Source organism: Crocosphaera watsonii WH 8501 (assembly GCF_000167195.1).
Taxonomy (GTDB): Bacteria; Cyanobacteriota; Cyanobacteriia; order Cyanobacteriales; family Microcystaceae; genus Crocosphaera; species Crocosphaera watsonii.
Genome location: NZ_AADV02000047.1, coordinates 1 through 22,997 on the forward strand (window position 1 = coordinate 1; position 22,997 = coordinate 22,997).

Sequence of the window (22,997 nt, forward strand, 5' to 3'; positions counted from 1 at the left end):
GATTATAAGGGTAAAGTGATTTTATCAGCCTTCCATTCCTCTTCTGGGGGTCATACAGAAAATGTTGAGGATGGGTGGAGTTCTCCTCTGCCCTATTTACGAGGTGTGGTAGATTACGATCAATTAGCCCCTGTGTTTCAATGGAACCGAACCTTTAGTGCTTGGGAAATGGGTCGTTTCATCGGTGGTGTTGGTGCTGTGCGATCGCTCATTCCTGAAAAAATTACTCCTCATGGACGCATTATTACTATGAAAATTGTCGGAAGTCGGGGTTCTCGTAATATTACTGATGATGAGTTACGCAAGGCTTTAAAGCTCAAAAGTACCCTATTTACTATCTCCAATAATCGGGGAACTTTTACCATTCAAGGCAGAGGTTATGGTCATGGTATTGGCTTAAGTCAATGGGGTAGCCATTATTTAGCTACACAAGGTATTCCTTATTATCAGATTTTGAGTCATTACTACAAAGATGCTCAATTAACTACCTTGAATTAATTACCAACCTGAGTACGGAGTTCTTATTTTTTCAAGGATACAATTAGGATTTAAGAGACTGTTCCTCAACAAAATATTAAGTAGGGTGCATTAGGAAAACTATATTTTTTTGGTAGTAGGGGTCAACGGCCGTTGACCCCTACTATAATTTTTTTGTTTTGTAATGCACCGAAAACTTGCTTTTTGGTGTATTACGCTACGCTAATACACCCTACAGTTTTCTTGGGAGCATCCCAATTTTGCAAATTAGCCGATTTAGGATGACTGAAACCCTTATCTACTATTGCTTTGAGAGATTTACTTACAAAAATGGGATGCTCCCGATAATTGAGCATTAATAATCTTTTTTTTGCTATTTCAGCACTTTTAAACTCATTGTTTTTTCCAGTAATTTCATAAACGAAATCATGATAAAATATCGAAACTAACAAGGTTTCAAAGTCTTCGATATTATTTTTATACTGAAGGGCTAAATTAATCAGATGAATGAGATGATTAAGATTATGATAGTATCTAGACAATTTTCCATAAGCTGTTTCAATTTCAGTACAATTTTCTTGGCAAATGATTAAATTTGAATGGTAATAAATCACTAAATCTAACCGAAAATTTTAAGATCATCAATTGTTAAAATAGTGGTCATCTTTTATGAATAAAAAACGGAGAATTGATTACTATTTTAAATCATTAATTAAAATCTTTTGACAAGTATTAGTCCGAGAAAAGTGCCAGCAAAACCCCAGAATAAACTCATCATTGTATAAACTAATAACAGGGTATATTCTTGGTTTCTCAACAGTAAATCATTCTCTAATGAAAAAGAGGAAAAAGTTGTAAATCCCCCACAAAAACCCGTCACTAAAAAGAGTAACCAATAAGGATGAATGGGGAACCTCTCAATTAAACCAACTATAACACCGATTACTAAACAACCCACTAAATTAACCGTTAGAGTTCCCCAAGGGAACATGGTTTCTATTTGCTCATTAATTATCCTACTAATGGCATAACGGCAACAACTCCCCAAACCTCCTCCTAAAAATATGACCAACCATGTCAAAAACTCCATAGTACAAATAGGGAAAAAATTATCAATAACTGAGTATTTTAGTATAAATTTCTACGAAATAAGGAACAAAGCTCGTGATATGATAAAGTATATTAGAACTTAACGGCCTCATTGATGCGAATTGAGCAACTACAAGCATTCCTAATGATCGCAGAAACAGGCAGCTTTGGACAAGCGGCAACTCAATGTGGCGTTACCCAATCCACAATCAGCCGACAGATACAAGCCCTAGAAGCTAATTTTGGGGCTTTATTGTTTCATCGCTCCACTCAGGCGAGATTGACGGTGGCGGGAGAAAAATTGTTGCCAAGAGCGAAAAAAATTTGTCAAGAATGGGTAACGGTTGGGCAAGAAATAAAAGATTTACAAGCAGGAAAACAACCAGAATTATGTGTGGCGGCCATTCATTCGGTTTGCTCTCATTTCTTACCCCCGATTTTACAAAAATTTTGTCTAGATTATCCTCAAGTACAGTTAAGAGTAACGGCCTTAGGAAGCGATCGCACATTGAAGGTATTAAGAGATGGGTTAGTGGATATTGCCATAGTCATGAATAATCGTTTTTTAACCACCAGTCCTGAGATGACTGTTGATTTATTATATGAAGAAAAAATTGATATTTTAATGGCTGCGGATCATCCATTAACTAGCTATGAAGAAGTTCCCCATACAGAATTGATTAAATATCCTCAAGTGGTGTTTAAAGATGGTTATGGAATGCAAAGATTACTACAAGAATGGTGTTCAACTCATAATTTAAACATCAATGCAGTGATGGAATTGAATACTTTAGATGCTTTTCGAGGGGTAGTTAGACAAGGAGAAATAGTCGCCTTATTACCAGAAACCGCGTTAATGGAAACAAGGAAAGATGATAGTTTATCAGTACGTCCTTTGCTTCCTATTGTGGATCAGTCTAACCCAAAATCACCTCAACGATTAACCCGTCAAGTGGTTTTAGTTTCCACCAGCGATCGCATAGCTATTCCCCCTATTGGTCATTTTTGCCGTTTGGTTCGTCAACAAGTGAAAGAGTTGAATGATCCTACAGTTGATCAGTCTGCTTCTGCTTGACCAATTTACTCAATTCTTGAGAAAATCAACTGAGGAGTTTCCTTAATATCATTAACAAAACTTAACGTTATGCCACGTATTCGGTCTATTTTGTCTTTATTACTGGTGGCTGCGGCCATCTTCTGTGTAAGTTGTGGGGGGCCTAAGGCCTCTGTTCCCACCACTTATTCCCCTGAGAAAATTGAGCAGTTGCAGTTGCTAGCCGAACCTATCGAGACAGCTAAAGAAAGTTTAGACGTTCTCAAAGGGTTTATTGCAGATAAAAATTGGATCGATACCCGTACCTATATTCACGGGCCTTTAGGGGGTCTTCGTCAAGAAATGAGTAGTTTAACTCGTTCTTTGTTACCGAAAGATCAAAAGGAAGCGAGAAATTTATCTAAGGCTTTATTCAGCGACTTTGAACGCTTGGATGCTGCGGCTAAGGAACGTAACTCGGTAGCTGCACAACGCCAATATGGTGAAGCAGTCCAGCATTTACAAAGTTTCTTAGATTTACTACCCAGTAGCTAACTCATTTTACTATAAAATCTATAGGGGCATAATTAAGCCCCTTTTTTAATTTTTGATCTAATATATGATCAACGGTGACGGTGAGTAAAATTATTGAGGAGGATGTCATGACAGCGTATTATGAACACCCTGTGGGTGGAAGATATCAGGTTATTAGTAAAATAGGTCAAGGTGGGTTTGGAGAAACTTATTTAGCTGAAGACACTTACCTTCATGGAAAAAAATGTGTAATTAAGAAATTTATATATACTAGCAATGATACTCAAGATTTAGCTAAAGCAAAAGAATTATTTAAAAGAGAAGCAAAAGTATTGGCTCGACTGGGAAAACATTCCCAAATTCCTCAGTTACTAGCTTCCTTTGAAGAAGATAATGATTTTTATCTAGTTCAAGAGTGGATCGATGGTGAAACATTGTCCTCAGAATTGAAGAGAAAAGGAAAGCTAAATGAAGAAGAAATAAAGCAATTTTTACAAGAAATTTTAGAATTATTGCAATACGTTCATAACAACCGTGTTATGCACCGAGATATTAAACCGGATAATATTATGCGTCGTCGGCAAGATGATAAATTAGTCTTGATCGACTTTGGTTGTGTTAAGCAATTTATCACTGCTAATAGACAATTAAATCAACCACATAATCCAACTCGTATTGGAACAGAAGGTTATGCTCCCAACGAACAGTTATCTGGGAACACTCAATTTAGTTCAGACATTTATTCTGTAGGAATGACCTCAGTTTTTGCTTTAACAGCAATTCAACCAAAAGATTTACAGAGAAATTATAATACCAATGAGTTATTGTGGCAAGACAAAGCTTTAGATGTTAGTTATAATCTTGTTCGTATTGTCAATAAAATGATAGAAGAAAACTCCCATTATCGTTATCTAACTATACAAGATATTCTAACGGATTTATCAAGCTCAACTACATCACAAACTATTCCTGTAAATTCACCAACACTCATTCCTGATTATCCTAGAAGCACCATAAAACCAACCTGGAATATTCCTCTAAAGCCTAGTGCAGCTTGGCGAAAGTAATCCACCAGATTTTTACAGAAACTTTCGTGACTAGCCACGACAATGTGTTTCAATGAAACTAACGGAAGAATCTCGAAGTTGATGTCCATGATAAAAGCATTGCCAATTAACCTCTCCAACCTACAGAAAACAGTACTCCAACAAATAGTGAGAGGGACAACAAACCCCTATCGCCTTGTTAGACGAGCCAAGCTAATCTTAGCCGCAGCATCAGGAGAGAGCAATAGTTCGATTAGTCGAAGATTAGAATTAGACCGAGTACAAGTGCGTCAGTGGCGATCGCGATGGTTTGAGGAGAGAGAAAAACTGAGTGCCGCCGAAGAACAACAGGTAACGGAGAAAGCATTAATGGTCTTGATCAAAGGAATTTTTAGCGATCGCCCAAGACCTGGAACAACAAAATCCTTTACGGTCGAACATGTGTGGATTATCTAAGTTTCAAGTAAGAACGACAAAAGCTATTGTTACTCATATTTTCTGTTCTTTAAGAGCATTTTGTCAATTGGAACTGATGAGAATTAAAGCAACTATAGAGTCTTGGTATTCTCTCCAAAGAGAGCTTTCTTTAAAAGTGGCACGGGAGTTTATTTTAGAACAATTATCTCCCACTAATTCTTTGACAGCATAATTTTTATTTTCTGTCAATGCGAAACTTCTACACTGGACAAATTGAACAACAGTTATCTAACTTCAATGAAATGTCTAAAAGCGATCAGGAGAAATCAGATAATCCCAAAAAAGATTATGATGAAGGATATACATTGAAGTATACTAACCCAACCATTCGGGGCATGAGTGGTACGGCAGTATTTAACGAGCAGGGAGAAGTTGTCGCCATTCATGGAAAACCTGGAGAATATCGGGATAATCAATATGACTATGAAAATTGTCCTACATTAGATGAAAGTTATAGTCATAATTGGGGTATTCCTATAGATATTTATTTACAGTCCCAATTGTCAAACACTATTCCCTAGTTAAGTACATTTTTTAGATTATAGTTAGATTTGGATCAGTGATAATATGACTCGTGTTACTATTATTGGTGCCGGCGTAATTGGAGCAGCGATCGCCTACGAATTAAGTCTGATTAATGGTTTAGATATTACCTTAATTGATGAAAAACAACCTGCTTCTGGTTCAACTGGGGCAGCTTTAGGGGTTTTAATGGCTATTATTAGCCACAAAACCAAGGGACGGGGTTGGAAATTTCGGCAGCTTAGTTTAGAACGTTATACAACCTTAATTCCTGAGTTAGAAGAATTAACGGGTAAAAAAATCCCTGTTAACCATCAAGGAATTTTAATGTTACGGTTTCCTGATGATCCCCGAGAAAGATGGGAAAAATTACAAAAATTTCGTCATGATCACGGATACCCCCTAGAAATTTGGGACAAAAAAAAGCTATTAAAATACTGTCCTCAAGTACAAAATAATCGTGTTATTGGAGCTATTTATTCCCCTCAAGATATACAAATACATCCCACTATTTTAACGGAATCTCTTATTTTAGCTGCTTCTCAAAACGGTGTAAATTGTCAGTTTGGAGTAAAAGTTGAAAATATTACACCAACGGGAATAAATGATTCAGATAATGGTCAATCGTACCAGATAAAAACCCAATACCAGACCCTAGAAACAGATTGGTTAATCATTTGTGCTGGTTTGGGTTCGACTCCTTTGATTGATCACCTGCAACCGATGGTTAAAATTAAACCTGTTCTCGGACAAGCATTACAAATAAAGTTAAATCATGATCTAGGTGATATTAATTTTCAACCAGTTATTACAGGAGAGGATGTTCATATTGTACCCTTAAAAGAGCAAGAATATTGGGTTGGTGCTACAGTAGAATTTCCTGATGAGATGGGAGAAGTTACAGCACAAACAGAACTATTAGAAACAGTCAAAAAACTAGCTTTTTCGTTTTGTCCTAATTTGGAAAAAGGTGAAATTATCAATACTTGGTCGGGAAAACGTCCCCGTCCCGATGGAGAAGCAGCACCTATTATCAAAGAAGTTCCTAACTATCCTCATGTTTTATTAGCTACTGGTCATTATCGTAATGGTATTTTATTAGCTCCTGCAACAGCTTTGATGATTCGGGATAAAATTATAGATAATAATTAAAATTAAGAGTATCATGGCAAATATTATTTTTGTAGTTTTAATTGTCTTAACAGGTTCGGCGGTTTGTGCTTGTGCAGAGACTGCTTTATTTTCAGTTTCACCGGTTCGAGTTAAACAGTTAGCACAGTCTAAAAAAAGAACAGCAATAGTTTTACAGTCAATTCGGAGTAAAATGAATCGTCCCATTGCTACTATTGTTATTCTCAATAACATTTTTAATATCGTCGGCAGTATTGTGATTGGGAGTTTAGCTGCTACTGTTTTAGGAGATGCTTGGTTAGGATTATTTTCTAGCGTTTTAACTTTTCTAATTATTGTCTGTGGTGAGATTGTTCCTAAAACTATTGGGGAACGTTATTCTGAACCCATAGCTTTAGCTGTTGCTATCCCCGTACAATTTTTGACGGTAATTTTTACGCCTCTAGTTTGGTTAATGGAACAAATAACTTCTCCTTTTAACCGACGGGGAAATTTGCCAACCACCAATGAAACAGAAATCCGTTTTTTAACCATGATTGGTCATAAAGAAGGGGTTATCGAAGACGATGAAGCGGAAATGATTCAACGGGTTTTTCAACTCAATGATTTAACCGCAAACGAGTTAATGACTCCGAGAGTGATTGTTACTTTTTTACCAGGAGACTCAACCTTACTTGAGTCTCAAGAAGAAATCATTATTTCTGAACATAGTCGAATTTTAGTTATTGAAGAATCTATCGATAAAGTTATTGGATATTGCCTCAAAGATGAATTACTAGCAGCTATTATTAAAGGCAAAGGAGAGCAAAAAATTAATCAGCTACTTCGTCAAGTTTATTATGTTCCTGAAAGCATTAAAGCAGATAAGTTGCTTAAGACTTTTCAAGATACTCGCGAACATTTAATGGTGGTTTTGGATGAATACGGTGGAGTTGCGGGAGTAGTCACCTTAGAGGATGTTTTAGAAGTATTAATAGGGGAAATAGTTGATGAAACAGATCGCATTATCGATCTACAAGAAATTGCTAGAAAAAAACGTAAAGTTTTATTGAATTCTAGAGGAATAAAACCTTAATATTTTGTAACTTCAGAAAAACTTATCTATCCAACAAGAAAATTAAACCTTAATGCTGTTTCTTTTTTCAACAATATTGGGGATAATTAAGGGTGCGGAAAAATAAACAAAAAAAGAGGCTTTTATCTTATGGAAATGAGCAATCTCCAATTATTGGTAATGTTACTGTTAAATAGTCTGTTTTGTTTGTTACTTCCCCGACTGTTGACAACTAAGTGGTCAACCATATTATCTACAAAGCATAAATCTTCTGTGACTGTAACTCAAGAAAGTTAATTATTGTCAGTTGATCGTTAATTTTTGCTCTCCACCCAGGAAAAATAACCAAATCACCACAATCAACCAATGAATGAATACAGGAGGCCATAAAGAAGCGGTTATTGCGTAACTGATAGCACAAACAATCCCTAATAACCCAGCAAAGACTAAGAAGATTGGTTTTCTGAATAAATTTCTCCCTTGGGGATAGAATAATAAGGCGTTTAGGGGATGATAAGCAATGAATAAACTTAGACTTAAAGTTACCCAAAACAGCCATTCTATCCCACTGACTTCTTCAAAGGGATGGGGGAGTAAAAGAACCCGAAATACCAATTCTTCAATGAAAGCTGGCAAAAAGAAAAGTTGTAGAATTGTAAAACATTTTTTAGGGGAAATATCAACTAATTTCCAGGTTAAAAAATCAAGTTTAAAGCCAATAGAAAGAACAATTAACCCGTAAATCAATAAAAGTCCTAAACTAAGATACCAATCTTCAGGAGAAAGGGGGTAAGTTAGGGCTGAAATGAGTCTGGTGAATGCAGTTGAAAATAAAGGAATTTGACCAAAAAGTAGAGTAGGAGCTAGGGGTAAAATAGTCTCATCCCAGCCTAAAATTTGATTAGTTCTTAAAAACCATAAACTGGCGTTATTGTGTAAAAAAATAGAACTCACTTCATCATGGGCCCGACGGGGTAACATAGTCCGCCAACTTCGCAATCCAGATAAAACAGTTTCACCTGTGGTTAAACGTTCACCCCCGGCCACTCCTGCTAAAACTTCGGCATTTTGCTGCCAGTCAGCCCGAATAACCCCAGAAGGTACTAAAATTTTATTTAAGTTTTGAACCAGTTGTTTGAGTTGCCCAAACAATGAATTTTCTACTTGTGAGGGATTTTCTTTTAACCAGTTGATTAATTCGGGAGAAGAAATGACCTGTTGTTTTAACTTTTGCATTGCAATATATAGTGCTTGGCTAGAGTCTTGAACACAAGACGTAGAAGGAGTAACAGAAGAAACTCCAGTGCCATCTCCTGTGCGATAACGGGCCATCATTATTTCTATAGATTCTAATAACTTTCTACCGAAAGAAAGGGTTTGATTAGCTATTGTCAAATCGGATAAAACATCTAACTTAACAATTACATCAGAAAAGGGGCGAGAAGCAACCCATCCTCTTTGTAAATCTCCTGAATAAGCTGACCAGTCAATTTTTCCAGAGATTATTCCTTGTGGATTTTGGGCATAAACTTGGTAATAGATAATGTCAAATTGTAACTCAGATGTAAAAAAATCTTTAACGACTTTTGCCACTCCATAAGAAAAATGTCCAGTTACTGTGCCTCCAGATATTCTTTCCCTATTATCTCCTCCAATTCCTCCAAAGGTATGAATCACTAACCCATAGTCTCCTTCTTTCCATTCCTTGATTGCTTGTTCTCTATTCTGGGCAGAAGTATCAATTAAAATACTTTGAAAAGTACCTTTTCTTTCTGGAGTATTTTGCCAATTTTCTCTGGCAATATAACGTTGACCAGGCTGTAGATTTAGTTCAACTCTTTCGGGTTTTAGTTGCACTAAAGCTCTCGGTTTTAAGGACTGTACCGTAAAAATTCCTTGCTTATCTTTAGCACCGTAAACATACCACCCTTCTTTTCCAGTTTCGGCCTTTTCAAGATAACGAGGGGTGGAAATAAACCGTCTATTATTACCCCGAGGTTGCTGTGGAATTCTCACTGTTTCCACCGGCCCATCAAAAAGTTGTGAAACTCGATTGTAGTGACGAACTTGATAATATTCTCCTGCACAGGGATTTTTTCCTGGACAATCTTCTGGGGAGTTTTTAGTAATATCTTTAGCTTCCCCTTCTATTTGTACTAATCCATAATAGCGACCGGTTATTTGTACGGGTTCTCTTTCAATTTTAAGCAGTGGTTTTTCTGTTAATATTTCATCGTTAAGAATTGGGTATACATTTCCTGTTAATTTTACTATTACATCATCGTATTGACGTGCGCCAGCTAAGGATTGTAAAGGGCCAACTTGTTTCCTTCCATCGAGACGAGAAGGGACAATATCCCCCTTTTGATAAGCTTTGCTTTTCTGGCTCTATCGTTGAACTGTATATCTGTGGTAACTCTCTCTACATAATTAAGTCGGGGTGTCTCTTGCCAAGTTAAAGTTACCATTTTTCCTCTTAATTGTTGGAAGGTTGAAGGAGTATTATGTAGTTCAATTTTGACCCAATCTTTTTCTCCCAATTGTGCTTTTTTCTTAAGTATTTCTTCTTGAGTTGGTAAGATTAATCTCCCTGTCCAATCAGCCACTGGTTGATATTGGTCGAGGTTTATTGATTGGTTAAGGGTGAAAAATTCTGGGCGATTAAAGGCAGCTTGGATACTAATAGCATAATTAGAATTATTCTGGGCTTGTAAAACAGATTGACTAAAAATGCTTATACATAAAAATAAGAATAGTCCTATGATTAGCCATTTTTTAAAGTCTCGCTTACTCCAAAAGTCAATCTTTTCTTTAAATATTAATTTATTCAACATAGAACCTAATTTAGACATATTTCTCGGTCATATAACTATTTATTGGAGTAGTATAACAAAGAAATATTTAATATTTAAGTTATTAAGAAACTTCTATCAACAAAATAGGGTGATTGCTGATTGTCATTGGTTATAAAGTGACTTCGTAATGCTTACCATTGAAAGTCACTCTATCTCCACTAATTAGTTGTCGTCCCCTTCGTGTCTCCACACAACCATTAACCATCACTTCTCCCCCTTGAATTCTTATTTTTGCCTCACCACCACTCTGCACTAAATTTTGCCATTTCATAAACTGTCCCAGTCTAATCATATCTGAAGAATTTTTTTGCTTGTTAGTCATATTAGAATGTTATTTTTGCAAGTTACAACCGCTATAGCTTTCCATGATAACCTTAAACTATAGCAATCACTTATCAGTTGTGAGAATTAATGTGGAAACTAATCCCCCCTAACCCCTAAACCCCGTCGTTAACGACGGGGTCTTAAGGGGGGAACTAAAGGGGGGATCTCGAAAATCTCATAAACCATTACTGATTGCTATATGTCGAATTAAAGTAAATGAAATGGGTACTTATTTAATTACAGGAGCTAACCGAGGAATAGGTTTAGAATATTGCAGTCAACTTAAACAAAGAGGAGATGATGTTATTGCTGTTTGTAGAGAAACTTCCGAGAAATTAAAAGCATTGGGGGTATCCATAGAAAGCGGAATTGAACTCACTTCAGATGCAGATTTGAAGAGATTAGTAAAAAAACTGGATTACCAAAAAATTGATGTTTTAATTAACAATGCTGCTATTGTAGAAAGATTTTCTCTAGAAAATTTAGATATTAATAGTATTCGTCGACAATTTGAAGTGAATTCTATCGCTCCTTTGAAATTAACTCATGCTTTGCTGCCCAATTTAAAAGCAGGTTCTAAAATCATTATTATGACCAGTCGTATGGGTTCAATCGAAGATAATACCTCTGGAGGTTCCTATGGTTATCGAATGTCAAAAGTCGCTCTATCTATGGCAGGAAAGTCTTTATCTATTGACTTAAAACCCAAAAATATTGCAGTAGGTATTTTACATCCAGGGTTGGTTAAAACTAGAATGACTAATTTTACTCCTAGTGGTATTACTCCAGAACAATCAGTGAAAAGTTTAATTGTTCGTATTGACCAATTAAATCTAGAAAATACTGGTACTTTTTGGCATTCTAATGGTGAATTTCTTCCTTGGTAAGAAGTTTAATTCCTCAAACCATGCACCATATTTATATTCACCAAGATAATGTATAATTTGTAAAAAAGCTGATAATTAATTACTCTATGTTTAAGATTGCTGCTCAAGGAAAAACTATCACTTGTGATCAAGGGGAAAATTTACGCCGTGTTCTTATTAATCATAAGATTGATCTTCATAACGGTAACTCAAAAATAATCAATTGTCGGGGTATTGGAAGCTGCGGAACTTGTTCTTTAGAAATAGAGGGTTTAGTTTCTGAAGCTAACTGGAAAGATAAAGCAAGACGCTCTTTTCCTCCCCATTCTCCAGAAAAAAATCGCCGTTTAGCTTGTCAAACTAAAGTGTATGGAGACTTAAAATTAACTAAATATGATGGTTTTTGGGGACAGGGTGATAAGGTAGTTTGGAATGCTAAAAACACCATCTTTAAAGACGGTGTTTAAATAGAATTACAGGGATAATTTATTAATTATCCCTAATAGTTAAAGAGAAGAAACATTACACAGAATTAGCCCAATTTTTTGCCCAGTTTAAGGTTTGATGTACCTGTTTCATGGTCAAAGATTCGCAATACAATCTTAAAACAGGTTCGGTTCCACTAAAGCGAATGAGCAACCAACTTCCATCGGTTAAACGATGTTTATAACCGTCCTTTGTATCACAACTTTCTACCTTTTGACCAGCAACTTCTGTTAATGGTTCTGTTTGCAAACGTTGTAATAATTTACCCCAAACTTCCATATTAGCTAAGGGTAAATCTATGCGATCGTAAGCATTATAAAAGTCGGTTTTTTCTTGCAGTTGACCATAGTATTGACCTAAATCTTGACCACTTTCTACAACCGCTTCTAAAACGTATAATGCAGATAAAAGGGCATCCCGTTCAGGAATATGGGTACCATAACCGATTCCTCCTGATTCTTCGCCACCAATTAAAGTCTCGGAATCTAACATCCGATCAGCGATATACTTATACCCAACAGGAGTTTCATAAACCGATAAATTATAGACATCAGCCAGACGAGGAATTAAATCGGAACCACTCACCGTTTTAATAATCTCACCGGTGAACCCTTTTCTCTTAGCTAAATGATCGATTAAGATAGGAATTAGAATTTGAGAACTGAGGAAGTTTCCCTGTCCATCCACCGCAGCAATGCGATCGCTATCTCCATCAAAAACTAACCCCACTTTCAAACTATTGTCACCTTGACTTATAGCCGTTTTTATGGTAAGAAATAACTTACTAAGATAACGAGGTAAGGGTTCCGGCGCACCTCCTTCACACAAGGGATCGCGATCGCTGTTAATCTCTTCGATGGGGCAGCCTAGCAATCTTTCTAAGCCACTAGCCGCAGCCCCGTGCATGACATCGGCAAACACCCTTAATTTCTCTGCGGTTATTGCTTCTTGAATAGCCTTGATATCTACTTTTTGGCGTAAGCCTTGACAGTAGCTTTCCCAGGGGTCAAAATGGCTCAAACTGCCAGGAGAAGCGGAAAATTGAGGAGGGTTAGGAATCAATGCTTCTATTTGTTGGGTGATGGCTGGGGCAACCGATCCCCCGAAAGCCCCTTTAACCTTTAACCCCAGATACTTGCCTGGGTTATGACTGGCGGTTAAAACGATCGCACCTAATGCGTTTTGGGCTTTGGCTGCCCAACTAAAGGCTGGGGTAGGGGCATAAGACTGGGATAGGATAACATCATAGCCGGCCTCGATGATGGCGTTGGCCGTCACCTCAGCAAACTCTTCTGCTAAGAAACGGCGATCATAACCCACAATAATCTTGCGGCCCCTGTCAGAAGTACCGTAATTTTCTTCTAAAATCTTGGCGCACAAAGGAGCCAGCAGTGCCACTCTTTCAAAGGTAAAATCGGCTGCTATTACCCCACGCCAGCCATCGGTTCCAAATTTGATCGGATTTTGAGTAAAAGCCATAGGAATCTTTAGAATTTTTCACACTATAATTATGAAATTTAATGACCCTTGACTCAAGTGCCAATTGCTTTATCGTGATTTTCTTTCACATTCTCTGTCAAATTAACTAATTCCATATTTTCCTTTACTTTTTCTGTCAAAGTAATTAATGCGATGGTACTAACTGAATCCTCATCTTCTCTGACTGCGCGAATGATAACCTGTCGATGATTGTCATTATTTTCGCCTTCTTTTTCTGTCAATTTTTTCCATTCTAGTTGGCCTTCCCCATTTGTTACGCAATAATACCCTGGTTGAGGGGGAGCAATAAACATACCTGTTGCTATGTCAATCGTCCCAAATTTTGGTTCAGAAAGGATACTCCATTTGACTTTAACATCTGGAATAACATTGAAGTTATAATAACCTCCATATTCAACTATTTGGTTAGATGGATCAACATCAATATTTCTGAAGGTTCGAATCCAAGCATCTTTAAAAATAGAAGCAACAATTAAATTGAGTTGAGTAATAGAAAGTTTATTAAAATAACCCAAGATAAATGCTAAGGATACTAACACTTTTTCATTAACCTGTGATAATGCTAGAGAAAATCCAGCAATGTTAAAATTAGCACCAGTTAACACAAATAAGATGATTAAAGAAAGAAAAGGACTTAGTAAAATATATGAATAGTATTGTGCCTTATAACGTTTCAGATAATTGTCCGCTCGTCCTGTATCTTCTTGCTTTCGATCATCCCCATTCACTCTTAATTTATATTCAGCCGTTTGCTGAATTAAGTACAGAAGGGTGCCAAAGATAGTCCAAAAAATAACTTCAACCCACTTCTTATTATCTGACCAAAATGTCTTACGTTCTTCAAGTATAGTTTTAAGAATGTTCAAATCCTTTTCAATATCGACTACAATATTCTGTTGTTCTTCTTGATTTTCTAAGTTTAATAATTTATTTAAAGCATTGCTTATGTCTTGTAAAACAAGGTTAAATTCTTGGGTTTGTACTGTTGCAATTTTTCCTAAAAATCTCTCTGAATCTGATTGCCATTCTTCTACCTTTATTTTTAGGGTTTCAATTTGTTCTGCGGTAAGTGTTGGTGGCTGCTCAGGCACTTCTCCTCCCATATCGGAAATTTGTTCTGTAATTAATTGTTGAACTTTCGTAGCTTGAGGGGATAAAGAAGGAACCTGTGGGCCATACTGATGCCAAATACCATAACCAATTAACCCGAAAACAAGCAAAATGACAAATTCAGAAACAGTCGCCTTTGGGTTGCAAAAGGGAATATTTGACCACAGTGCATTTCCCATTGAACCTACTATATTGGTGATTAAAGATAGTAAAGATCGACTATCTTCATCGGTTACTTCTGGATCATCTGGAGAATTCGGAGTATTTGGGGGTGATGGGGACATTTTTATCAGACCTCATATAAACAATGGCCACTCCCTGAAATTCCTCTAAAAGAGGTTAGAGTATTTTTCAATTCTGAATTAATAATAGGGGAATTTGCTCGAATGTATTTGACCCATTTGCCCCATTATAACATTGGTAAATAACCAATTAAATTAATTTTAGCTAAACTTAACACAGAGACTATAACGTGAACTATCAGTGCTAAATCTTTGCTATGAACTTTTATCTGTACCTACTTACTAATGGGTTTAATAAAAGGACGAATCTATTGGAAAATATCAGTGTGATTGTCAGGTATTTCGTAACTGCTCACCGCAACAAAAAAGTCTTATTGAAAAGCACTACAAACAACATCAGTTGAGTCAACAAAAATATAAGCCCTGTGATTTAGCGTAAAATTTAAGCTAATTTATTACGGCTATTTTAATGACTAACATTCCCGGAATTAAGTCTTTTTAAAACCTCAAATAAAAACAACAATATGAGAAAAAAAAGAATAGTAAGATAGTTTTTTGTTAGCGGAGATTATCCGCTAATTCTGTGTATTTTTGTGCAGAGAGATAGGGCGATCAAGAAAAATCTATCCCCCATCGGCTCCGGAGCCTTTTACATCTCTAATCCTGGGGGACTCCGACCAGCTAATGAAAATAATTCGCATAATTGGACAATGGCATTTTGCCCCTGTAATCTCATGGTCTCTAAAAAACTGAACATTTGGGTGACTAACTCTGCACCCCAGTCGCTTCTTGCCCCCCCACTTACTTTGCGGTGAATGACAATGGGACGTAAAGCTCTCTCAGCATCATTATTATCTGGTTTGACTTCAGGATAAGTTAGAAAGGTGAACCACTCTTCCCAATGACGTTTGAGACGGTTAATCAATCTTTGTGCATCATAAGGCCAAGACATTTCTGTTTGGCCATCGCACTTTGTCTAAAGTAGGCACTATAGCAGTCACTGGTGAGGATGCCCTTAAAATCTGCTCCTAACAATTTCTCGACTTCTGCGGAGCTTCTAGTGGGAGCCAACATCAACACACAGACCTCATTTGATGTGGCTACCCAAACCCAATACTTGATGCCATCGATGCAATAACTGGTTTCGTCAACACATCGGATTCCTGGCTGCTGGATGTACTTTAACCACTGTTGGGTCAAGGGTTCTAAACTTTCTTGAAACCATTTGTGCATTTTGGCAAGGCTCCCTTGAGAAATGGGAATGCCAAAGACATACTCTATAAAATGTTCCTGTTTACGCCATGTAAGATTACCCCCATAGCCAAGCCAGCCCACGATGCTACTTAATCGCGCCCCATAACTGAATCCTTCTTTAACTCCCAATGGAACAGGACTGTAATCTGACCATCCACAACTAGGACATTTATAGAATCCGCGACGATATTCCCTGATTTCTATGGGTTGGTCTACTACTTCAGCCACTTGCTGGACTTTTTCGGGAACTACTTCATCTCGTTCCACTGAACCCCCACAAACAGGACAGTTTTCTAGTTCTAAAGGGACTATCTTATCGGGCTGACCAAAACCATTACGGGTCTTCCCTGGGTGGTCATATTTTGGTCCGCGTTTAAATCCTTTTTTGCGTTTCTTTTTGTCAGAAGGCTTTTTTAGTTGGTCTGATGATGGGGGGACTGAACTGTTTTTTGAGTTACGGTTTTTTAGCTTATCTCTCTCTTCTTTCAATTTTTCAATTTCTTGCTGTTGTGTAGAGATTTGTTGTTGTTGCTGGTCAATCAGTCTTTGTTGAAGAGATAACTGTTGTTGTGCCTTGACTAGCCACTCAATCATGAAGACATTGTTCGCCAACTGTTCATCGGCGATAGCTCTAACTAGCTTTGAATCAATGGTAGCATTTGTGGTCATAACCCCCACTATACATAAAAATCCCCGATTTTACCTTTATGTTGTCAAGACAGATTCTTTATTGCGGTGAGCAATTACTCAAACACTACTTGAGGGGCAATATTATCTTCTTTCCATTGTTGATAGGAACCTCTTTCTTCTTTGGGACGACAAAACACCACCATAACATCCGGTGCTAGTCTTTTTTTATTGTCACCTTCTAAGGGCTACCAAAGTAAATCACCAGCAACAAAGACATTATCATCTTGGCTAAATAACCAATCTAAATTAGCTTTTATCATGGTAATCCAACGAAACTGAAGGGTATTATCGGCCATTGGTTTACCGTCGCTGTCTGGATAAATAATTTCTGATTCGATTTCGTTTTTTAGCTCAGTAACCATCATCTTATAGAAATTCTTCTTTAACTTATAGTTCATAAAAATATAGTCAAATATGACATATCCTTATTTTGCCGGTATTACCCTGACTGGGTGAACTACAACACCACGCCAGTTGCTTCAAGTCGGGGAACCCGCCCAACGCACTGGCTCCTCTATCCCATAGCTAAAAGCATTTGGTACTGCTTTTCTCATGATGTTCAACGACCCGTTAACATCGGCATTGATTAATTTTCTTTTGCCAGTGCGATACAAACCTCTATTTACTTTTTTCCCAGAAAAAGTTACTTTATTTTTTTGACCTTTCTGATAAATAGGAAGCGGGTCATTATCCAGAAACGAAGCTTTTGATGTATAAGATTCTTCAGTAATAATTACCTTAATACCCACCATATCTGCTTTATAAGATAACATTCCTATGAGCTTATTATAGGGAATAGATACAAAATTTTGGTTATTTCTTTTCCCTAAGTTAATCTTCTGTTTCCAGTCAGGATTGTGGCCAATAATCAGAGTTCCTATTTTCTGATTGCTCAGAGTATCAATAATCAAACGAGATGCTTTGTGGAGATAATCATTAATCTTGAATTCTCTTTTATTACAAAGTTTTTTTAGTTTATGGCTTGATTGATTTTCTCCTAAAAGAGATTGTAAGTCGCTTTTAACTTTGTTATAGTATTGATTGATAGATTTTAACGGTTTGCCATTTATCAAGAGCGGTTTTATTCCGGCTTGATTGAAAGTTAATGTAGCTAAATTGTTTAAACCAATATCAATACTAGCATAATTATTTTCTTCTAACTGGTATTGTTGTTTATCTGCTTCATAAATGACCTCAATGACATAATGGTTAAGTCTGGGAACAAGACGAAATTGTTTGATTTTTGAAGTATCTACCTTGGTTTTCAGGTAAATTGCAGTCTGGCTGGGATTAATGATACCTTGTTTAAGCTGTTTTTTGTTGATAGCTTGCGCTGTATAAACCACCACATTTCTGCCCTTGACCTTATGTTTATATCCAGGGAGACGAGGACGGGCTTTAAATTTTGATGGTGTTTCTTTGTAAGCTAAATTAGACTCTTTAAAACTTATCCAGTTTCTGTCAAGTATCATTAAAACTTGTTGAGAAACTTTAGCCGGCATTGCTTGATAGTCTAATTGAGATTGCAAGGTTTTCTGAATATCATGATAGTTACGATAAGTGTTTTCAAATATGAAAGACTGACGAACTAAATAATTAGCATAGTTGTAGAGATTTTTTGATAAGAAACATAGTCGGTCAATTTCAGCATAAAACCGATGATTTTTTTTAATAATATGTCTCTCAACTAATCTCATAAGTTAAGGAGTAAAAATGTTGTTTAATCACCAAGCACACAAGTGATGGATGAATTTAGGAGAAAGAGGGATTCCCCTGGATTTCCGAGTTGGTTTCATTGTACCATTAAAGGGACTTACAGAGTCATTAATTTTTGTCAAGGAGGCTCTAGTTAAGTACAAAATAACTTGACATATTTATCCTTATTTGACTATATATGACTATATTTCTGTTGAATGTTTATGATACCAATTTCCGAAAGTAGGGATTAACGCTGAGCATAGTCGAAGCGTTGACCCCTATAGCACTACATATTGTAGTTAAGACTACTATTATGGTGAACTATTCACAGCCTCAAAAGAATTATCAGAATCCTGTGCTTCTAAAAGTTGTCTTTGTGCTTCTCGAAAAGACTTAGCCGCCTCAGAGAGACTATCCCTTGTATCTTCGGCGAATTCACCACCATTACGACTTCTCTCCAAATTAGCTCGGTGCATTAAGTCTAGAGGATTCATAAAATTCCCGATGTCTCCATTGGGATCCTTCTCATTGCTTTGATAAGGATCTTTATCCACTTGATCAATGGACTGAGCTACAGTTAAAGGTGTTAAGCCCAAGCTAGTGCTTAAGAGGGTTAATAACACCACTAATTTTTTAGTCATAAATTTGTTTAACATCATAGATTCTCTCTACACACCAGATATAACTGACCAATTACATGATAGTCTATTTTATATTGATTGGTTCAACTAAGTTCTGAACAGATAAGGGATACTGCTTGGATTAAAAAAAGATACAACCCCAGACTATGGTAAAATTAGCTTCAAATAATTACTTCTAGAAAGATGAATCAACCTGGCTCTCCTGCTCAATTTTTAGCTCCTGAAGAATCAGCCGATGTCGATAAAGCTTTATTAACTGCCCCAGAAAAATTTTTAACTCGTTTAACCATTTCTTCCTTAAGATTATTAACCATTATTGCTCAAGATATAGATGTTTCTCTAGAAGATTTAACCCATCAACAAATTATTGATTGGTTTGAAAAAGATGGAAAAATACGAAGAGAAAAAGGTGAAGAGGCTGCTGTTTTAAAATGGTAACTTAACTCTCTGAATCCCTTTCTACTGTATTAATACCCAGTATGTTTGCCAATATATAGGGATAATACTGAGAGGTTTGCCTTGAGAAAAAAGAAGAGTCAATAAAATTACTTAGATTAATTTAACTAAAATAAATTTTCTCAAGAATTGTCCGATTGTACTTCCGAGAAACCTCGTTATAGACTAAAATAAAAAGTGAATCCTTCTGGAATAAATGTCTATGAGTAAACCAATTATAAATACTTCAGAAGAAACGGCATCCCATATTCAAACCATATTAAAATACCCAGATAGTTTATCAAAAACGACTCAAAGCTTGGGACTTAATCAAATCCAAAGACATTTGTTCCTTTGTGCTGATCAAACTAAGCCCAAATGTTGCTCCAAAGCAACCAGTCTAGAAGCTTGGGACTATCTTAAACGTCGTCTCAAAGAACTAAGACTCGATCGAGTGACAGAAGCTAACCCGGCTTGCATTTTTCGCACAAAGGCCAATTGTTTACGGGTTTGTATCGAAGGACCAATTCTTATAGTTTATCCTGATGGAGTTTGGTATCGCCAAGCAACTCCCGACGTTATTGAACGTATTATTCAAGAACATCTAATTGGGGATCAAGTTGTGGAAGACTATGCCTTTTGTACTCATGCTTTACCGGAACCCTCTCAGAAATCTCACCCAACCACTGAACTTAACAGTGAGATAATAGACCAAAAAAGATAATAAAATATCCTTTAAAAAGGTCAAAATAGGTTAAGATTAAATTAAAGCGGTCTAGATCTCCACAAATGCTTCTAAACAGAATCCTTATCAAAATTTACTCCAAAAAAAAAGATGGCACCCTTAAAAGATAAATCTCAAAAAGACAATAAGCACTTATTATTAGTCGATGATGATCCCAATTTAGTTTTGCTAGTAAAAGATTATCTAGAATTGCAGGGATATGAGGTAACCACAGCAGACAATGGAAAAGAAGCACTCAAAGTCTTGGGTGAACAGATTTCTGATATGATCATCTGCGATGTCATGATGCCAGAAATGGATGGTTATGCTTTGATTGAGCAAGTACGTCAAGACCCCCGTACCAGTTGGATTCCAGTGATGTTTCTTTCTGCCAAGGGACAAAGCCAAGATAGAGTAAAAGGACTGCACATCGGGGCTGACGTTTATATGGTCAAGCCTTTTGATTGGACTTTGGATAAAAAACAATTGTTAGCGTAAATTTTACACTAAACATATCTCCAGAGCTAAAATAGAGAATTAAGGTGATTTTAAAAACTCTCTTTCCATCTTTTTAGGGGATTTTAAATATTAAATAGCTTCATTCAGTTTCGGTTCCAATATAGATATCTAAGTAGCTTTCAGTTAGAGATTGAATGACTCGTTCTAATTCATCAATGAGATTTCTTCTAGTGAGTTTTTCTACAGCATCAATATGAGCAGAACTTCCGGCTCGTCCTAAATATTTATATTTGGTTTTTTTCTCATTATTAGTGGCCATAGGAAAAATTGATTCAGCAGCCTGTAGTTTATAATACCAGTAGATTGTTCCCTTTCCATTAACCTGATAACGAATAATATGACAATTAGCTGGTGCTACTTCCCCTTCCCGTTCAATTTTCTTTATTTTCTGTTTAAGAGAGCGAATTAGACTCTTAATTTGTTTGGCTCTCAGGTGGACATCTTGACTGGTCTTAAGTTCGGAATGTGATGACATTAGCCTTAACTGTAACAAACAACCTCTTTTGATGTTAGCGTATATATTCCGCTAATTTATAAGGTAATAAATTTTAAAAATGACCAAAAATGAAACGGCTACGTCTGTCGAGGAATTCCTGGTGTGGAGGTCTAACCTCTTCCAAGGACTAAAAGCTAGAAAAGAAACTATTATAGAATTACTCGATGCCCTCTCCAGTAACCAACAAGCTCACTCAGTCGTTGAATTGTCTCTCAATCCTTTATTTAGAAGAGATTATAACAGTTTATATAGAGGAATTCAAGAGTTTTTACCCACTCAAACTGACCCTAATTATGAACAGAGAATTGAGACTTTATTTTCAGCGGTATCGAGAACAATTCCTCCCACTTCAAAACATTATAACTTATTTGGTATTGACAGAACTCCCTGTCCACGACGGTTTGCCGAAACGTTAGCGGATAAAACCTTTATTCATTACCCCAATCCAATTAAGGGAAATAAACCCATTAATATTGGACATTGTTATTCCGTTGTCTGCGCTTTACCTGACCAAATAGACACAGAAAAAGTCCCTTGGGCTGTCCCCTTATCAGGAGAGCTAGTCCCCTCTAAACATAAAGGAGTAAATCAAGGCAATCAACAACTAAAAAAAATCTGGCAAAGTTCTTTATTTTCTGATAAATTATCTGTCTTAGTGGCTGATAGTGACTACAGCCAAAAGGATTTTATTGGGGAACAAGTTAAGCATGAAGACGTAGTTACTATTACAAGAGTTAGAAGTGACTGAGTTTTTTATCGTCAATTTATTCGGGACCCAAATCAAGCCAAAACTTCGGGACATCCCCGTTGGTATGGGGATAAATTTGACCTTAAAGATGACCAAACTTGGACTGAACCTGATGAAGTTCATCATGTTCCCTTTACAACGAAAAAAGGTCGTCAATTAACAGTGACTATTTCGGGATGGAAACAGATGTTAATGAGAGGAACTAAAAACTATAAAATGAACAATCACCCCTTTACTTTACTCCAGATTGTTGTCAGAGATCAAGAAAGAAATAGTATTTGGAAACCTATGTGGCTTATTGTTATTGGTTCTCGGCGCGATGAGTTAAGTTTAGTTGATTGTTATCAGTGTTATCGACAACGTTATGACATGGAACATCTTTTTCGATTTGGTGAACAAAGATTATTGATGACATCTTATTTAACTCCCGATGTACATCATGAAGAAAATTGGTTTAAACTAACACTTCTTTCTTATGTAAATTTGTGGGCTGCCAGAAAATTAGCTGTGGTTTTACCCCGTGATTGGGAACAGTATTTGAAGACTAATAAATCCATCAAAATCACCCCTAGTCTAGTTCAAAGAGACTTTTCAAGAATAATTACGACCTTGGGGACTTTCGCCAAATTTCCCAAACGTCGAGGTTTTTCTTCCGGACGTATTAAAGGTTACAAAAAAGCCCCACGAACTCGTCATGATGTTATCAAGAAAGGGAGCAAAAAATCAACTAAAAACTTAAAAGCTCCTTAGTTTTCCTCAGAATCTATAGATTAGCCCTATTTGTCAGCCAATTTTATTGACTGATACAGAGCCGATATTTTGGGATTTTAGTTTAGCGTAAAATATACGCCAACAAACTTTTTTTGTCCAAAGTCCAATCACAAGTTCGTTATTTACTTCACTATTTAGTGATCCCCTTATTTATTGTTGTTGCTATTGAGTTAGCTTATCGTTCCCAGGCAAAGTGGGCGACAAAATGGGTTAGAGTATTTTCTTGGTACTAGACTTTTGGATTAAGTGGTANCCGGCTCGATTCTGATCTCACC

21 protein-coding genes and 6 pseudogenes are annotated in these 22,997 nt (G+C 36.6%); 15 read left to right on the forward strand and 12 right to left on the reverse strand.

Translation table 11 applies throughout. The features are described from left to right. Window positions 1–498 (forward strand): SpoIID/LytB domain-containing protein (locus tag CWATDRAFT_RS18065; RefSeq protein ID WP_007306387.1); only part of this gene is annotated, 498 nt, incomplete at its 5' end. A gap of 191 nt (window positions 499–689) precedes the next feature. On the opposite strand, the gene CWATDRAFT_RS18070 is transcribed toward CWATDRAFT_RS18065, so the two are convergent. Beyond that, window positions 690–1,091: a hypothetical protein gene (locus CWATDRAFT_RS18070; RefSeq protein WP_007306414.1), complete on the reverse strand. Its 402-nt coding sequence runs from the start codon at window positions 1,089–1,091 to the stop codon at window positions 690–692. A gap of 98 nt (window positions 1,092–1,189) precedes the next feature. Next, window positions 1,190–1,567 carry a fluoride efflux transporter CrcB gene (gene crcB, locus CWATDRAFT_RS18075; RefSeq protein WP_007306413.1) on the reverse strand — a complete coding sequence of 126 codons (378 nt, stop codon included), beginning with the start codon at window positions 1,565–1,567 and terminating at the stop codon, window positions 1,190–1,192. Window positions 1,568–1,681: 114 nt separating this feature from the next. Here crcB and CWATDRAFT_RS18080 point away from each other — a divergent pair, with 114 nt between their 5' ends. The 8 genes and pseudogenes from CWATDRAFT_RS18080 to CWATDRAFT_RS18110 all read left to right on the forward strand — a co-directional run bounded on the left by CWATDRAFT_RS18080 (window position 1,682) and on the right by CWATDRAFT_RS18110 (window position 7,384). After that, window positions 1,682–2,641 carry a LysR family transcriptional regulator gene (locus CWATDRAFT_RS18080; RefSeq protein ID WP_007306388.1) on the forward strand — a complete coding sequence of 320 codons (960 nt, stop codon included), beginning with the start codon at window positions 1,682–1,684 and terminating at the stop codon, window positions 2,639–2,641. A 69-nt stretch (window positions 2,642–2,710) separates the two neighbouring features. After that, window positions 2,711–3,154, forward strand: a complete 444-nt coding sequence (gene psbQ / locus CWATDRAFT_RS18085; RefSeq protein WP_007306389.1) for a photosystem II protein PsbQ — start codon at window positions 2,711–2,713, stop codon at window positions 3,152–3,154. Between the two features lie 107 nt (window positions 3,155–3,261). Continuing rightward, a complete protein-coding gene (locus CWATDRAFT_RS18090) occupies window positions 3,262–4,200 on the forward strand; it encodes a serine/threonine-protein kinase (protein ID WP_007306390.1) in 939 nt (312 codons plus the stop codon). 42 nt (window positions 4,201–4,242) lie between these two features. Beyond that, window positions 4,243–4,623, forward strand: a pseudogene (locus CWATDRAFT_RS18095) (helix-turn-helix domain-containing protein); the annotation flags it as partial. Further along, a pseudogene (locus CWATDRAFT_RS34055) lies at window positions 4,619–4,828 on the forward strand (IS701 family transposase); the annotation flags it as partial. The pseudogenes CWATDRAFT_RS18095 and CWATDRAFT_RS34055, both read left to right, overlap by 5 nt. A 16-nt stretch (window positions 4,829–4,844) precedes the next feature. Continuing rightward, on the forward strand, window positions 4,845–5,177 hold the full coding sequence (locus tag CWATDRAFT_RS18100; RefSeq protein WP_007306392.1) for a serine protease family protein: 333 nt from the start codon (window positions 4,845–4,847) through the stop codon (window positions 5,175–5,177). A gap of 46 nt (window positions 5,178–5,223) precedes the next feature. Then, on the forward strand, window positions 5,224–6,330 hold the full coding sequence (locus CWATDRAFT_RS18105) for an NAD(P)/FAD-dependent oxidoreductase (protein ID WP_007306393.1): 1,107 nt from the start codon (window positions 5,224–5,226) through the stop codon (window positions 6,328–6,330). A gap of 13 nt (window positions 6,331–6,343) precedes the next feature. Next, on the forward strand, window positions 6,344–7,384 hold the full coding sequence (locus tag CWATDRAFT_RS18110; RefSeq protein WP_007306394.1) for a hemolysin family protein: 1,041 nt from the start codon (window positions 6,344–6,346) through the stop codon (window positions 7,382–7,384). A 282-nt stretch (window positions 7,385–7,666) separates the two neighbouring features. Here CWATDRAFT_RS18110 and CWATDRAFT_RS18115 read toward each other — a convergent pair whose 3' ends face one another. The 3 genes from CWATDRAFT_RS18115 to CWATDRAFT_RS18120 all read right to left on the reverse strand — a co-directional run bounded on the left by CWATDRAFT_RS18115 (window position 7,667) and on the right by CWATDRAFT_RS18120 (window position 10,540). Continuing rightward, window positions 7,667–9,379 carry a CPBP family glutamic-type intramembrane protease gene (locus tag CWATDRAFT_RS18115; protein ID WP_198139000.1) on the reverse strand — a complete coding sequence of 571 codons (1,713 nt, stop codon included), beginning with the start codon at window positions 9,377–9,379 and terminating at the stop codon, window positions 7,667–7,669. A 284-nt stretch (window positions 9,380–9,663) separates the two neighbouring features. Then, window positions 9,664–10,215 (reverse strand): hypothetical protein, encoded by a 552-nt coding sequence (locus CWATDRAFT_RS36010; RefSeq protein ID WP_007306411.1) that lies wholly within the window; start codon window positions 10,213–10,215, stop codon window positions 9,664–9,666. A 112-nt stretch (window positions 10,216–10,327) separates the two neighbouring features. Beyond that, window positions 10,328–10,540, reverse strand: coding sequence for an RNA-binding S4 domain-containing protein (locus tag CWATDRAFT_RS18120; protein WP_007306410.1), 213 nt, complete (start codon window positions 10,538–10,540; stop codon window positions 10,328–10,330). Window positions 10,541–10,763: 223 nt separating this feature from the next. Here CWATDRAFT_RS18120 and CWATDRAFT_RS18125 point away from each other — a divergent pair, with 223 nt between their 5' ends. Next, complete coding sequence (locus CWATDRAFT_RS18125) at window positions 10,764–11,429, forward strand: SDR family oxidoreductase (RefSeq protein ID WP_007306395.1); 666 nt, start codon at window positions 10,764–10,766, stop codon at window positions 11,427–11,429. A gap of 86 nt (window positions 11,430–11,515) precedes the next feature. Next, entirely contained in the window at window positions 11,516–11,875 is a 360-nt protein-coding gene (locus CWATDRAFT_RS18130; protein WP_007306396.1) for a 2Fe-2S iron-sulfur cluster-binding protein, read from the forward strand. Window positions 11,876–11,930: 55 nt separating this feature from the next. Here the strand turns inward: CWATDRAFT_RS18130 and CWATDRAFT_RS18135 are convergent, their stop codons facing one another. From CWATDRAFT_RS18135 to CWATDRAFT_RS18165, 6 genes and pseudogenes are all read right to left on the reverse strand, one after another. After that, window positions 11,931–13,373: a phosphoglucomutase/phosphomannomutase family protein gene (locus tag CWATDRAFT_RS18135; RefSeq protein ID WP_007306409.1), complete on the reverse strand. Its 1,443-nt coding sequence runs from the start codon at window positions 13,371–13,373 to the stop codon at window positions 11,931–11,933. A gap of 53 nt (window positions 13,374–13,426) precedes the next feature. Continuing rightward, complete coding sequence (locus CWATDRAFT_RS18140; RefSeq protein WP_007306408.1) at window positions 13,427–14,788, reverse strand: hypothetical protein; 1,362 nt, start codon at window positions 14,786–14,788, stop codon at window positions 13,427–13,429. A 607-nt stretch (window positions 14,789–15,395) separates the two neighbouring features. Continuing rightward, window positions 15,396–16,678: pseudogene (locus CWATDRAFT_RS18150) on the reverse strand (IS66 family transposase). 68 nt (window positions 16,679–16,746) lie between these two features. After that, window positions 16,747–17,052: pseudogene (locus tag CWATDRAFT_RS18155) on the reverse strand (Uma2 family endonuclease); the annotation flags it as partial. A gap of 117 nt (window positions 17,053–17,169) precedes the next feature. Then, on the reverse strand, window positions 17,170–18,387 hold the full coding sequence (locus CWATDRAFT_RS18160; protein ID WP_007306403.1) for an RNA-guided endonuclease InsQ/TnpB family protein: 1,218 nt from the start codon (window positions 18,385–18,387) through the stop codon (window positions 17,170–17,172). 312 nt (window positions 18,388–18,699) lie between these two features. Continuing rightward, a complete protein-coding gene (locus CWATDRAFT_RS18165; protein WP_232287136.1) occupies window positions 18,700–19,029 on the reverse strand; it encodes a hypothetical protein in 330 nt (109 codons plus the stop codon). Between the two features lie 183 nt (window positions 19,030–19,212). On the opposite strand from CWATDRAFT_RS18165, the gene CWATDRAFT_RS18170 reads away from it, so the two are divergent. The 3 genes and pseudogenes from CWATDRAFT_RS18170 to CWATDRAFT_RS18180 form a co-directional block, all read left to right on the forward strand. After that, complete coding sequence (locus CWATDRAFT_RS18170; RefSeq protein ID WP_007306397.1) at window positions 19,213–19,467, forward strand: hypothetical protein; 255 nt, start codon at window positions 19,213–19,215, stop codon at window positions 19,465–19,467. 220 nt (window positions 19,468–19,687) lie between these two features. Then, complete coding sequence (locus CWATDRAFT_RS18175; RefSeq protein ID WP_007311175.1) at window positions 19,688–20,188, forward strand: (2Fe-2S) ferredoxin domain-containing protein; 501 nt, start codon at window positions 19,688–19,690, stop codon at window positions 20,186–20,188. 111 nt (window positions 20,189–20,299) lie between these two features. After that, window positions 20,300–20,653 (forward strand): annotated as a pseudogene (locus tag CWATDRAFT_RS18180) (response regulator transcription factor); the annotation flags it as partial. Window positions 20,654–20,786: 133 nt separating this feature from the next. Here CWATDRAFT_RS18180 and CWATDRAFT_RS18185 read toward each other — a convergent pair. Further along, a complete protein-coding gene (locus tag CWATDRAFT_RS18185) occupies window positions 20,787–21,182 on the reverse strand; it encodes a hypothetical protein (protein ID WP_007303072.1) in 396 nt (131 codons plus the stop codon). Window positions 21,183–21,261: 79 nt separating this feature from the next. Here CWATDRAFT_RS18185 and CWATDRAFT_RS34060 point away from each other — a divergent pair. Then, a pseudogene (locus CWATDRAFT_RS34060) lies at window positions 21,262–22,701 on the forward strand (NF041680 family putative transposase). Window positions 22,702–22,997 lie beyond the last annotated feature (296 nt).